Origin of the sequence: Aquimarina atlantica, assembly GCF_000626715.1 — a bacterium.
GTDB classification, from domain to species: Bacteria; Bacteroidota; Bacteroidia; order Flavobacteriales; family Flavobacteriaceae; genus Aquimarina; species Aquimarina atlantica.
Window position 1 is genome coordinate 124,267 of the sequence record NZ_AQRA01000011.1, and the last position, 13,355, is coordinate 137,621.

The window sequence follows — 13,355 nt, forward strand, 5'->3', positions numbered from 1 at the left end:
TATATTTTTACAAAAACATAGGTTTCTAAAATGAAAAAAAACGAAGAATTATTTTACCTGATTCAATCATTATCTAAAAGTGAAAAGCGATATTTTAAATTAAGCACGCAAGGAAATGAATCTTCAGAATACTTAAATCTTTTTGATGCAATAGAAGCTCAAAAAGAATACAACGAAGCTCAAATTAAAGCTCTTTTTAAAGATAAAGCATTTGTAACACAATTAACTACAATAAAAAACTATCTAAAACAACGCATTCTTCAATCGTTAAGGAATTATCATTCTAGAATTTCAAAAAATGCAGAGCTTATGGATATTATTCGCAATGTGGAAATCTTATTTCATAAAGGCCAGTACACTATCTGTTTAAGCGAATTAAACCGGGCCGAAAAAAAAGCAAAAAACTTCCAACAGGATGTTTTACTTTTTCATATTCAGGATTGGAAAAGAAAAGTACATCAGGCGTTATATCCCCAGGATTTTGAGACATTTAAAACTATTATTCAAAAACAAAAAGAAACACTCGAATCTACGAATGAATACATTAGTCTTTTATTGGCCAATATAGATCCCACTCAATTCTCATTATCACACAAAAAAAGCGTTTCGTTACAAAACAAAACCCTTAAAACACTGCATAAATACAGAAAACAACTCCTGGCTAAACATACCGATAAAGCAAAACAAACTCTAGAAGATCTCATCAAAGAATGGGAACAAAATCCTGAATTGCTAAAAGAATACTTTGCCATGTATTTTTCTGTAAATAACAACCTTCTTGGTTTTCTTGTGTTTAAAAAACAATACAAAGAGGCTTTTGTAAGAATCTTACTATTAAAACAAAAAGCACTTGCCATTGGAACTATCTCTGCAGCTTTGATTAAAGAAAAACTAAGACTCTACAACATAGAACTTGAAATCCACAGGAACCTAAAAGAACTACATACCACTCACAAAATTATTGATGAAATTCAAAATTTTATTGAGCTTCATAAAAGTCTTGTTCCAAATAATTATTGGCTATCTTTTCGTTTTCAGTTTGCAAATATTTACTTCTTAAAAAAAGATCATAAAAAAGCATTACAATGGATCAATGACATCCTTAATCATCAAACTAAAAAAGATCGAAAAGACCTAATCACTTATACTTACTGGTTAAACTTATTGGTTCACTATGAGCTAAACAATGGGTTTACACTACGATATTTGATAAATTCTATGAAAAAGCATCTTAAAAAACAAAAAAACATAGTTTTCTATGAAAAAAGCATCTTAAAGTTTTTATCAAAAACTGTCGAATATGATGTTATCGAGAAAAGAAAAGCTTTTACGATACTTAAAGAACAACTTGAGGAACATCCAATTCCTAATCATATACTTGGATATATTGATTTTAAAGAATGGATAAATAGAAATTGCTAACTTCTTGATAAAAATCGAAAAGAGATGCATGTACAATTTTATGGTTTTGATTACCTCCTTCTCGTAGCAAATTCTATTCGTTAACTATATTTTTTATAAAAAAATTGCGTAACCGAATGATTACACATATATTTGTAACCAATCGGTTACTTAAAATTATGAGAAGAGATGTCTTTCAAGCAATAGCGGACCCTGTTAGAAGAGAAATTATAGAGTTACTGGCAGACGAAACATTAACCGTAAATACGGTAGCCCAAAAATTTGATGTTAGCCGTCCTGCAATTTCAAAACATTTAAAAATCCTGAAAGAATGTGGAATAATAACTATCAACAAACAAGGCAGAGAGCGGCTTTGCCAAATCCAACCTAAAAATCTTATTCCCGCTTTCTTATGGATAGAACAATATCGAAATCTGTGGGAAGACAGACTCGATTCTTTCGAAAATTATTTAACCAAATTACAAACAAAAAATAAAGAAAATGAGTAATCAAAGTGAAGCAAACAATCGAACCGTAACCTTAAAAAGAACCTTTAATGCACCTATAAAATTAGTTTGGGAAGCCTGGACTCACTCCGAACATATCGCTCAATGGTGGGGGCCAAAAGGAATGAACACAAAAGTAATTGAGCATGATTTTAGGGTTGGTGGTAAGTGGAAATACGCTATGCAAATGCCAGATGGAAACGAATTCATTTCTGATGGGGTGTATTTAGAAATTGTTAAGTTCGAAAAAATATGCTCATCTGCAAATTTCAAACCCATGACCGAAGGTGTAGAAATACAAGCTCTATTTGAGGAAAATGGAGATAAAACTAATTTTACTTTTAATGTAGTACATCCAACAGAAGAATATTGTGAGCAACAAACAAAAATGGGTATTATGAATGGTTGGGGTTCTGTTTTTGATAGACTTGGAGAATTTCTTGAAGAAAAATAACATTTTTTTTAAACGATATGCCTGAAGAAATTAAAATAAGAGAACTACAAAAATCTGATGCATTTTCAATAGCTGAACTTTCTGTACAACTTGGCTATCAAATTGATGAGTCTCTAATTACAAAACAGATTACTTCAATAAATTCTAATAAGGATCATTTTGCATTTGTAGCTGTTTTAAATACAATAGTTATTGGATATATACATGGGTTCCTTTCGATTAGATTAACATCTTCTCCCTTTTTAGAAATCGGAGGGCTTATTGTTAGTAAAAAATACAGAAGGAATAGAATCGCTAGTACTTTGGTCAGGCATCTAGAAAATCACGTTAATGATTGTAAAACCATTAGGGTAAGATGTAATGTAAAAAGAAAATCTGCACATAAGTTTTATCTAAATCAGAATTTTATTGAGAAAAAAGAACAAAAAATATTCGAACGAACACAAGATATGCCTTAAATTAAGCTGCTTAGGATAAAAAAACAATACTCGTTATCACGAAACGAGGTACCAAAATTTGCATCAACATAAATCCACCAGAAAAAATAGTAATTGACAATACCGGTTTTGGAAATTTGAAAATGGTAAAAATCCAGAATACAAGGCTACGGCATAAAATAATGTCGTTCCGCATGTTAACCAATAGTGAATTACCGAACGTTTGGTAAAATATTTTTTATTTGTACATTTGCATATGAGACCACAAAAAGTAAATGATCAAGATTTATTAGAAGGATTAATGTCTGTTATTCGTTCTAAAGGCTATGATGGTTCGAGTCTTAATGAACTTGCTGGTTCATCGGGTTTACAGAAAGCAAGTTTATATCATCGTTTCCCTAATGGGAAAAAAGAAATTACAGCTGTCGTTCTGGATTATGTAGAAAAATGGGTGACCGATAATATTCTTTCTCTTTTATCTGATACTAATATACCACCATCTGAAAGGCTTGAAAAAGCACTTATAAACATAGATGATCTTTATGGAGGTGGCCAAAAGACATGTATTTTAAGAGCCTTAACAATGGACTCGAATCTCGAATTATTTGGAGAACAATTAAGTCAAATCATGAGTCAATGGATTACAGGTTTTAATACTTTAGGAGTTGCATTTGGTTTGTCTGAAAGTGATGCAAAGAGTAAAGCAGAGCAAACCTTAATTTTAATACAAGGAAGTCTAATTGTATCTAAAGCTTTGTCCGACCTCTCTCCTTTTCAAAAAACCCTGGCATCTATAAAAGCGATGTATAGCTAGTAAAAAAATACATCATACAATACTTACGTATTATATCGAATAAAATTAAATTGATTTATGAAAATTGTCGTGTAGCATTATTTTTTATATATTTACAAACCGACCGGTTGGTCTATATATAAAATTAATTCATGGATACTAGATCTCATCTTATAGAAACCGCTTTCAAACTATTCTTAGATAAAGGATATAGCAGTACATCAATGGCAAACTTAGTAGAGTCTTCGAAACTTTCTAAAGGTGCTGTTTATCATCATTTTGAAAATAAAGAAAAATTATACATAGAGGTAATTGACAAATATTTCCTGTTTTATTTTAAGCAAGTAGATCTGGATGCTATGAAAGACATGAATTTAACAGAGATGGACATTATTTTAAAAGATTTCTTTAGTTCATTTATTCCCAAAACAATCACAATTACCCCAAAAGGAGTCTCACGACATTTTATTTTGTTTTTTGAAGCTTTCGAAATCCATCCAACATTTAAAGAGTATGTACGAAACTTTTATGACAAACTTAGAAAAGTGCTGGAAACAGGGTTTAAAAAAAACAAATCAAAAAATCCCGAAAACGATGCCATAATCCTAATTTCAAAGTATGAAGGTTTGCTATTTTGGCAATCCGTATTTCCAGAACAAAACATAGAACAAATATTATTAGAAATTTAAACCGAATATGAACCTATTTAAAAAAGCACTAAAAGTAACGGGCATTATATTAGTAGTATTACTAATAGGACTATTTATATTCTTATTAACAATAAGTCCTGGGTCAACTCCCGTATTTAAAGATGAACAAGGTGATAGTATTAAAAACAGTATTGCCGAGATGAAACATATTCCCATTGGTGGTATAGAACAATTTGTATTAATTAGAGGCAAAAACATAGCCAATCCAGTATTATTAGTTCTTCATGGGGGACCTGGTGCTACAGAAACACCGATGTTTAGAAAACATAATAGCGATCTAGAGGAACATTACACCGTTGTATATTGGGATCAAAGAGGCTCGGGAAAATCGATAATTTCTGATATCCCTATAAGTACTTTTACTCTCGACAGATTTATTGAAGATACTAATGAGGTTACAAAATATTTAAAAAAACGATTTAAAAAAGATAAGATATTCTTATTGGGACATTCCTGGGGATCATTATTAGGTATAAGTACAGTTTATAAATATCCTAACGACTACCATGCATACATAGGAACGGGTCAAATCGGGAATGTAGATAAAAACGAACAAGTAGCATATCGATTTGCCTTAAAAAAAGTAACTGAAGATCAAGATACAATTGCTATTAATCGTTTAAAAAAAATTGGTGGGTTTACCAACAGACCTATTGATATAGATCTATTAAAAAGCCGAATGTATGTATCAAAATACGGTAGTCTCTATAAAGAAAATAGCGTTTTAGATGTATTTGTTACACCTATATTATATAATAAAGAATATACCATAAGTGATAAATATAATGCTATAACTAACGGAACCGATATTGAAGCAATCATACAATCTCCCGTTTTTAATTTATTTGAAACAGTTTTCAAAACCGATCTAACAAAAACTATAGAAGAATTAAAGGTTCCTGTTTATTTTTTACAAGGTAAGCATGATTACCTTACCAATTATGATATAGCAAAAGAGTATTTTGATGTTTTAAAAGCTCCCAAAAAAACATTCATTACTTTTCATAAATCTGCACATTTTCCTCCTTTTGAAGAACCAAAAAAATTTAATGATTTTCTGATTAATAATGTCCTCATTAAAAACTCTAAATAAATATCAATCTAGTAATAACCTTATAATAAATTGAAAATATTGATGCGTTTTAAAAAGTAGAATTTATATTTTACATTCAAAAAAAAATACTTTGGTAACAAAAACAGAGCATGAATTAAAAAATCACTGATTAGTTACAACATATGCATAAAAGCAAAATACAAATAAGAAGGGCCAAAGATTCTGACTTTTTGTCTATTCATCATTTTATCGAAATATTAGAAAATCAAACCTTCAAAAAAGAAAAACAAGAACAGATTTTTCTCGAAAACATAAAGAATCGTAACAACATATATCTTGTAGCTATTGTTGAAAATGAAGTTGCTGGTTTTTTAAGTTGCCACGTTCAAAATTTGCTTCATCATAATGGATTGATTGGCGAAATTCAGGAAATGTTTGTAACAGAAAGTTGTCGTGGTTTAGGAATTGGATATCAATTAATAAATCAACTCAAAAAGATTGCCAGAGAAAAAGAAATTATTCAGTTAGAAGTTACTTCAAATATTAAGAGGGAAAATGCTCATAGCTTTTACAAAAACCAAGGTTTTATAAATACTCATAAGAAATTTGTTTGTAAATTCAATGAATAAAAAAACAGGTGTCAACAATCATGAACAAAATATTCCTCTTGATATTGATCTCATTTCTATACCATAAAGGGTACAGTCAAACAAAAACTATTCATGTATATGTAGCTTTGTGTGATAATGAGAACCAGGGAATCGTTCCTGTTCCAGAAAAATTGGGAAACGGTAAAGATCCGAAACATAATTTATACTGGGGCGCTGGTTATGGGGTAAAATCTTTCTTTAAATTTAAAGCAAAGGACTGGAAACTAATAAAAGATTTTGAAACCGATAGTCCCGTACTACTAGATAGAGTTTTATTTAAGCATAGTATCAAAAATATTTATTTATTAGCTGATGCATATGATGGTGCAAAAATCCAAACCTGCATTGAAGATTTCCTAGAGGCATCTAATTCTCAAAATCCTATTTCGATCCATATAGACTCAGAAACATTAAGATTTGGCGGAGATGCTGATTTGCTTTCATATATCGGTCATGATGGTTTAATGGAATTTAACGTAGATATTTCATACAAGAAAGAAGTGGTTAAAAAAAGAGATGTTATCGTTTTAGCATGTTACAGTCAAAATTACTTTTCAAAAGAAATAGCGCAAGCAAAAGCAAATCCAATTTTGTGGACTACACATTTAATGGCTCCCGAAGCATATACATTAAAATCAGCAATCGATGGTTGGATCAAAAATGAAACAGGCAAACAAATTGAAGAAAGAGCAGCTCAAACTTATAATACCTATCAAAAATGTGGTATAAAAGGTGCAAGAAATCTGTTTACTACTGGTTTTAAAAATTAGTTTGTAACTATTTATAACCGGCAGTACTAGAAATAATTTATTTAAGATATTACAACAAAACCAGAAATAAAAAATGCCATACACTCTTCTAAGAGAAAATATAGATAAACACATTCAGTTTTCTGATGCAGAATTTGAAACCTATAGCTCTTTCTTTTATCCTAAGACAATTTCTAAAAAAGAATATTTACTTAGACAAGGTGATATATGTAGGTTTGAAGGTTTTGTAACCAAAGGCTGTTTTCGTGTATACACTATAGATAATGATGGTAATGAAAATGTTTTATATTTTGCTGTTGAAGATTGGTGGGTAACTGATATAGATAGTTTTACAAATCAAGCTCCTGCTCTTTTATCTATTCAATCTTTAGAAGATAGCGAAGTTCTTCTGATCAATAAAAAAGACAAAGAACAACTATATCAACAAATGCCTAAAGTAGAAAAGCTATTTCGTATAATGACTCAAAAAACTTTGGTTTCTTTACAAAGAAGATTAATACGAAACCATTGTTATACAGCAGATGAGCGCTATTTGCATTTTATAAAAACTTATCCAAAAATAGCACAAAAACTTACCAATTTACAGATTGCCGCTTATTTAGGAATCTCACATGAATTTGTAAGTAAGATTAGAAAAAAAATCGCTTCAAAAAAATAATCAAGATACTCGCAGTTATTGAACTAGTTCAATGTTTTTAAAAACAGATGCATGCAATTTTGTACCATCATATAAAAGAACATTAAAATGAACAAAATCAATTTTTTAATAACAATACTATTAATTTCAATAACAATGAGTAGTACAGCACAAAACCTAGAGTACAAAGTATATCGAGCAGACGAAAATAGTTTTCATATCGCTTCTGTTTTAATTTATGGAGAAAAAGACGCAGTTCTTATCGATGCACAATTTACACTTTCTGATGCACATAATGTAGTTGCAGAGATCCTGAAAAGTGGTAAAAACCTTACAACAATTTATATAAGTCATGGAGATCCCGATTATTATTTTGGGTTAGAAGTATTTAAAAATTCATTCCCAGATGTAACCATTTATGCCAGTGAGTATACGCTATCACATATCAAAAAAACGTATGAAAAAAAATTACAGGTCTGGGGTCCAAAACTAGGAAATAATGGAACGAAAAAAGTTGTTTTTCCACAAATACTAAAAGGAAATACGATAAATCTAGAAGGACATTCTATTGAAATAAAAGGTCTTAATGGTCTAGCTCCAGAAAGAACATATGCTTGGATCCCATCTCTAAAAGCAATTGTAGGAGGAGTAAATGTATATGATAATTTACATCTATGGATAGCAGATGCGAGCACTACAGAAAAACGTATTGCGTGGTTATCGGTTTTAGAAGAAATGGAACACCTTAATCCAGAAGTTGTTGTCCCTGCTCATGCTTTAGACAATAGTAACTTAAATCGTAACGCTATTACCTATTCTAAAAATTATTTAATTGCGTATCAGAAGGAAGAAACAAAAGCAAAAAATTCTGAAGAACTTATTGCTGCTATGCAAAAACTATATCCCAATGCAGGTTTAGGTATTGCACTTCAATTAGGCGCAAAAGTGGTAAAAGGTGAAATGCAATGGTAAACTCATTACAATGAAATACATCCTTTTAATTATTTATATCCCGGTTATATTATTGACTATACCGGGATGTAATACTTCTAAAAAAACAATGAATACTCTAGATATCATAAAAAGCACCTACGAAGGAAAAACCGCTGAAGAAAACGGAAAAAACTTACAAAAACACCTGTCAGAAAACATAAACTGGACAGAGACCAAAGGATTTCCATATGCGGGAACTTATTCAAGTTACAAAGAAATTGTAGATCATGTTTTTTCGCGTTTAGCAGCAGAATGGATCGATTATAAATTTACAGTTGAAGATTATGTAGCTGTAAAAAATAAAGTAGTCGCCTACGGAACATATTCTGGGACTTATAAAAAAACAAATCAATATTTTGAAGCCAGAGTTGCTCATATATGGAAATTAAAAAATAACAAGATTATTAGTTTTGAACAATTTGTAGATAGCAAGAGTGTTGTTGATGCTATGAAAGAAGAATTCTAATTATTAATATCTACATCTAATCAATAGCAGTTTAATGAATTATTAAACTGCTATTTTCTTTTAATTTCGGTATTTTGTATGCTTACAAGTAATAGATTCGATTATGTTACCAAGCAAAGCTAAAAACATTGAAGTATCTAAAGAAAACTATAAGATCTCAACAGATAAAAGTAAGTTGGATGTTTTAATGATACATGATTTTCTAACCAACGAATCGGGATGGAGTGATGGGATTTCGTATGATATCGTAAAATTATCAATAGATAATTCTCTCAATTTTGGATTATATGATAATGAAAAACAGATTGGATTTGCAAGAGTCATTTCTGATTATGCAACTATCGCCTATTTAGGAGATATTTTTATCCTTAAAGAATATAGAGGGTTGGGATTAAGTAAATGGCTAATGGAAACCATTATGAGACATCCCAATTTACAAAATTTAAGACGTTGGATTTTGCTAACAAGTACTGCCGAATGGCTATACAAAAAGTATGGATTTACAAAGCTTCCCAAACCAGAAATTTATATGGAAAAATTTGATCCTAATGTGTATGTAAAATAAACCGCAACGGTCAATACTAAAAAAGCTGCTTAGATAGTACTCGATCTCTGCACGTGGTTGCTTTTTGAGTTGTTATCTTTACAGAAAAAGTAATACGGGAGAGACCGCCACAAAAAATGAAAAAAGCAATATTCATACTTCTTATATATTTGATAGCAGCATGCCAGCAAAAACAAGAAAAAAAATTAAACATTGCTGTAGCTGCAAATATGCAATTTGCGATGAAAGAGCTATCCAGAACGTTTACGAATCAAACAGGCATTGCTTGTGATCTTATTATAAGCTCATCGGGAAAATTAACTGCGCAAATTAAAGAAGGTGCTCCTTTTGATGTATTTGTTTCTGCAGATATGAAATATCCAAAAGAATTATTTGATACAGGTTTTGCAACCAAAGCACCAAAAATATACGGCTACGGAAAATTAGTTATGTGGTCAATGATTGATACTATTAATCCTTCTCTAGACATTCTTAAGAACTCGAGGATACGCCATATCGCAATGGCCAACCCTAAAATGGCTCCCTATGGCCAGGCTACAATAAAAATTTTAAAACACCATAACCTATATGAAAATGTAAAAGACAAATTAGTATATGGAGAAAGTATCTTACAAACTAATCAATTCATTATTTCAAAATCGGCAGAAATTGGTTTTACTTCAAAATCCGTAGTTTTATCTTCAGAAATGAGTAATAAAGGCAATTGGATTGATCTAGAAGATGCTGATTATACTGCAATTGCTCAAGGAGTTGTTATTCTTAACCAAAAGAATCAAGAGGATGCAGAAAAGTTTTATACCTTTTTATCTTCTGCAGGTGCAAGAAGGATTCTTGAAGATTTTGGTTATTCAACAAAAGAAAATTGACCTATGAATATCCTAGAGGGAGAAATAACATCTATAAAAACCAATGGTAGTTTATCATTGGTAACTGTTCATGTGGGAACTATTAATTTTAATACTATTATAATAGAAACACCCGATACAGCTCCCTATTTAAAACAAGGAAATCATATTAAAATGATTTTTAAAGAAACAGAGGTAATTGTTGGAAAAGGGGTAGAACATTCTTTAAGCATACAAAATAAAGCTATCGGAGAGGTTGTTAATATAAAAAAAGGAGCATTATTAAGTACGCTGACTATTGATTCTACAGTTGGGCATCTAACCGCTATCATTACTTCTGATGCTGCAGACCAATTACAATTAGAAATTGGCGAAAAAATTACTGCTATGATTAAAACCACCGAAATAATGTTATCAGAATGATGGATTGGCAACCTTTAGTATTAACGTTTAAACTTGCATTAGTTACCACGCTTTTGTTATTGGTTATTTCTATCCCCTTATCGTATTGGCTTGCTCATACAAAATCTAAAGTAAAACCATTCATAGAAACCCTGGTAAGTATGCCTTTGGTTTTACCCCCAACTGTTTTAGGATTTTATATGTTAGTTGCTTTTAGTCCTGCAAATGCTTTTGGAAATTGGTTAAACGAGTATCTTGGGATACAACTTATTTTTTCTTTCAAAGGACTTGTTCTTGCATCGGTTATTTATAGTTTACCGTTTATGGTACACCCTATTCAAGCTGGATTTTCAAATTTACCTTCATCAATAACAGAAGCATCCTATGTATTAGGAAAATCTAAAATTACAACTCTTTTCAAGGTATTACTTCCCAATATAAAACCATCATTGCTCACCGGAGTTGTATTGGCTTTTGCTCATACTATTGGTGAATTTGGTGTTGTATTAATGATCGGCGGTAATATGCCCGGAAAAACAAAAGTGGCTTCTATTGCAATTTATGATGAAGTAGAAGCTCTTAATTATGATGTCGCAAATTGGTATTCACTCATTTTATTTGCAATTACATTTAGCATCTTATTACTGGTATATCTGGTTAATGGTGGATATTTAAAACGATTCTGGAAATGATACATATAACTTTGCAAAAAGAATTAACGGCGGCAAATGGAGCAATGCAACTTGATATTAGCATCAATATCGAGCAAGGTCAATTAGTTACCTTATATGGAGATTCTGGAGCCGGTAAAACTTCTATACTTAGAATGGTTGCTGGATTATTACAAGCAAATGAAGGACGAATTGCTGTAAATCAAAACACATGGCTTGACACCAAAAATGGGATTTGTCTAAAACCTCAACAACGAAAAATTGGATTTGTATTTCAGGATTATGCCTTGTTTCCTAATATGACCGTAAAAGAAAATCTTCTTTTTGCATTAGAAAAAGGGCAAAACAAAGAAATTGTTAATGAACTCATAGATATTATCGAACTAGGTGATCTACAGGATCGTAAACCCACAAATCTTTCGGGGGGGCAAAAACAAAGAGTAGCCTTAGCAAGGGCATTAGTAAGAAAACCAGAAATTTTGATGCTGGACGAGCCTCTTTCTGCATTAGATATAAAAATGCGTACAAAACTACAAGACTATATCCTTAAGGTGCATAAACAATTTAATTTAACTACCATACTTATAAGTCATGAGATAGGCGAAGTCATAAAAATGTCTGATACTGTATTTATTATTAAAAATGGAAAAGTAATTAGACAAGGAAAACCTATTGAGGTATTTACAACGAAACAAATAAGTGGAAAATTTCAGTTTTCGGGAGAAATAATTCAAATTGAAAAAGAAGATATAATTTATATTGTTACCATTTTGATAGGATCAAATTTTGTAAAAATAGTTGCTGAAGAAGACGATATAAAAACAATAACTGTGGGGGACAAAGTAATTGTTGCTTCAAAAGCATTTAATCCTTTATTACAGAAAATAAATTAATCCCCATCATATACCAAACTCTCTTATAAATTAATTCTTTTTACCCCAGATAAAGATTAAAATATGACACAATAACTAAAGCTGAAAAATAAATTCAAAAGAAAACAGCTATAGCAACAATTTAACTATAGCTGTTTTTAAATTCTATAAACTAATCTCTAAGTATAAAAATCTATTTTTTTTCAGTCTTTCATCTTTCTCTATTCTTTTACAAATCGAGTAACATGCTGTGTTTTATCAGAAGTAACTTTCAAAATATATGTTCCTGTTTGCAAATGATCTATCTGTACAGTAGACTTAAAGGGGCCACTAGATACTACTTTTCCTAATAGATTATAAATGCTATAGGTTGCTCCTTGAGAAGGATTAAAAACAATATTTAGTATATTCCCTCTTACCGGATTGGGATATGTACTCATTCTTTGTGGTGGAGCAACTAAATCAAATTTGTTTGCTTGTTCACTACAAGAAGAAACCAGTATCCATCTTGTTGCACGGCGTTCCCACAGATTACCTCTATATATCACTTGATCTCCTATCTTATAACGTACTCCAGACACCCAAGTATCTACTCCTTCACAAAGACTAGCATTACATTTCCCTAGTTTTATCCATCCGTTAGTAGTTCTTTCATAAACATAACCCCTGTAAATTACTCGTTCTCCTATAGCATAACTTACTCCAGATACCCATGTCTGTACTCCTTCGCAAATATCTGTTATACTTCCTTCTTTTGTAGTAACTGATACCGTGTTACTAAATCCAGACGTATTTCCTGCAGCATCTCTAGCCTTTACTTTAAATTCATAGGTAGTATTTGCTGTCAACCCGGTAACATTGTAAGAGGTACTACTAACACTGGTAATCTTCACATTTCCCTGGTAAACATCATATACGGTTACTCCAACATTATCTGTAGAAGCCCCCCATGATAAAGACAATGAGGTTTCTTCAACATTTGAAGCCGATAAATTTGTTGGAACACTTGGAGCTTCGGTATCTGTTGCTTCTTTGGTAGTCACCCTTACTGTATTACTAAATCCAGAAGTATTTCCTGAAGCGTCTTTAGCCTTTACTTTAAACTCATAGGTAGTATTTGCTGTCAACC

At 31.1% G+C, this 13,355-nt stretch carries 18 protein-coding genes; 17 read left to right on the forward strand and 1 reads right to left on the reverse strand.

Annotated features, from left to right (window positions below):
• Positions 1–30: 30 nt before the first annotated feature.
• The 17 genes from ATO12_RS21730 (at position 31) to ATO12_RS21810 (ending at position 12,247) form a co-directional block, all read left to right on the forward strand.
• Positions 31–1,422, forward strand: coding sequence for a hypothetical protein (locus ATO12_RS21730; RefSeq protein WP_034246634.1), 1,392 nt, complete (start codon positions 31–33; stop codon positions 1,420–1,422).
• Between the two features lie 116 nt (positions 1,423–1,538).
• A complete protein-coding gene (locus tag ATO12_RS21735) occupies positions 1,539–1,910 on the forward strand; it encodes an ArsR/SmtB family transcription factor (RefSeq protein ID WP_240486165.1) in 372 nt (123 codons plus the stop codon).
• Positions 1,903–2,361, forward strand: coding sequence for an SRPBCC family protein (locus tag ATO12_RS21740; protein ID WP_034246640.1), 459 nt, complete (start codon positions 1,903–1,905; stop codon positions 2,359–2,361). Before ATO12_RS21735 ends, ATO12_RS21740 begins: the two co-directional genes overlap by 8 nt.
• Positions 2,362–2,378: 17 nt before the next feature.
• Positions 2,379–2,819 carry a GNAT family N-acetyltransferase gene (locus ATO12_RS21745; protein ID WP_034246642.1) on the forward strand — a complete coding sequence of 147 codons (441 nt, stop codon included), beginning with the start codon at positions 2,379–2,381 and terminating at the stop codon, positions 2,817–2,819.
• A 235-nt stretch (positions 2,820–3,054) separates the two neighbouring features.
• On the forward strand, positions 3,055–3,612 hold the full coding sequence (locus tag ATO12_RS21750; RefSeq protein ID WP_034246644.1) for a TetR/AcrR family transcriptional regulator: 558 nt from the start codon (positions 3,055–3,057) through the stop codon (positions 3,610–3,612).
• A 131-nt stretch (positions 3,613–3,743) separates the two neighbouring features.
• Positions 3,744–4,280, forward strand: a complete 537-nt coding sequence (locus tag ATO12_RS25155) for a TetR/AcrR family transcriptional regulator (RefSeq protein WP_051576017.1) — start codon at positions 3,744–3,746, stop codon at positions 4,278–4,280.
• Positions 4,281–4,287: 7 nt separating this feature from the next.
• Positions 4,288–5,394 carry an alpha/beta fold hydrolase gene (locus ATO12_RS21760; RefSeq protein WP_051576018.1) on the forward strand — a complete coding sequence of 369 codons (1,107 nt, stop codon included), beginning with the start codon at positions 4,288–4,290 and terminating at the stop codon, positions 5,392–5,394.
• 143 nt (positions 5,395–5,537) lie between these two features.
• The gene (locus tag ATO12_RS21765) at positions 5,538–5,984 is read left to right on the forward strand and encodes a GNAT family N-acetyltransferase (RefSeq protein WP_034246646.1); all 447 of its coding nucleotides are present in this window, start codon (positions 5,538–5,540) and stop codon (positions 5,982–5,984) included.
• Between the two features lie 20 nt (positions 5,985–6,004).
• Positions 6,005–6,775 carry a hypothetical protein gene (locus ATO12_RS21770; RefSeq protein ID WP_034246647.1) on the forward strand — a complete coding sequence of 257 codons (771 nt, stop codon included), beginning with the start codon at positions 6,005–6,007 and terminating at the stop codon, positions 6,773–6,775.
• Between the two features lie 73 nt (positions 6,776–6,848).
• Positions 6,849–7,433 (forward strand): Crp/Fnr family transcriptional regulator, encoded by a 585-nt coding sequence (locus ATO12_RS21775; RefSeq protein ID WP_034246650.1) that lies wholly within the window; start codon positions 6,849–6,851, stop codon positions 7,431–7,433.
• 135 nt (positions 7,434–7,568) lie between these two features.
• Positions 7,569–8,384: an MBL fold metallo-hydrolase gene (locus ATO12_RS21780; RefSeq protein WP_240486166.1), complete on the forward strand. Its 816-nt coding sequence runs from the start codon at positions 7,569–7,571 to the stop codon at positions 8,382–8,384.
• A 10-nt stretch (positions 8,385–8,394) separates the two neighbouring features.
• Complete coding sequence (locus tag ATO12_RS21785; protein ID WP_240486167.1) at positions 8,395–8,871, forward strand: nuclear transport factor 2 family protein; 477 nt, start codon at positions 8,395–8,397, stop codon at positions 8,869–8,871.
• Positions 8,872–8,974: 103 nt separating this feature from the next.
• Positions 8,975–9,436, forward strand: coding sequence for a GNAT family N-acetyltransferase (locus tag ATO12_RS21790; RefSeq protein WP_051576019.1), 462 nt, complete (start codon positions 8,975–8,977; stop codon positions 9,434–9,436).
• 116 nt (positions 9,437–9,552) lie between these two features.
• Positions 9,553–10,302, forward strand: a complete 750-nt coding sequence (gene modA, locus ATO12_RS21795) for a molybdate ABC transporter substrate-binding protein (RefSeq protein WP_034246657.1) — start codon at positions 9,553–9,555, stop codon at positions 10,300–10,302.
• A 3-nt stretch (positions 10,303–10,305) separates the two neighbouring features.
• Positions 10,306–10,704 carry a TOBE domain-containing protein gene (locus ATO12_RS21800; protein WP_034246659.1) on the forward strand — a complete coding sequence of 133 codons (399 nt, stop codon included), beginning with the start codon at positions 10,306–10,308 and terminating at the stop codon, positions 10,702–10,704.
• Complete coding sequence (modB, locus tag ATO12_RS21805; protein WP_034246661.1) at positions 10,704–11,375, forward strand: molybdate ABC transporter permease subunit; 672 nt, start codon at positions 10,704–10,706, stop codon at positions 11,373–11,375. The genes ATO12_RS21800 and modB overlap by 1 nt, the downstream gene beginning before the upstream one ends.
• Complete coding sequence (locus tag ATO12_RS21810) at positions 11,372–12,247, forward strand: ATP-binding cassette domain-containing protein (protein WP_034246663.1); 876 nt, start codon at positions 11,372–11,374, stop codon at positions 12,245–12,247. Before modB ends, ATO12_RS21810 begins: the two co-directional genes overlap by 4 nt.
• Positions 12,248–12,447: 200 nt before the next feature.
• On the opposite strand, the gene ATO12_RS25160 is transcribed toward ATO12_RS21810, so the two are convergent.
• Positions 12,448–13,355: fibronectin type III domain-containing protein (locus tag ATO12_RS25160; protein WP_131248877.1), on the reverse strand; the 908-nt coding region annotated here is incomplete at its 5' end.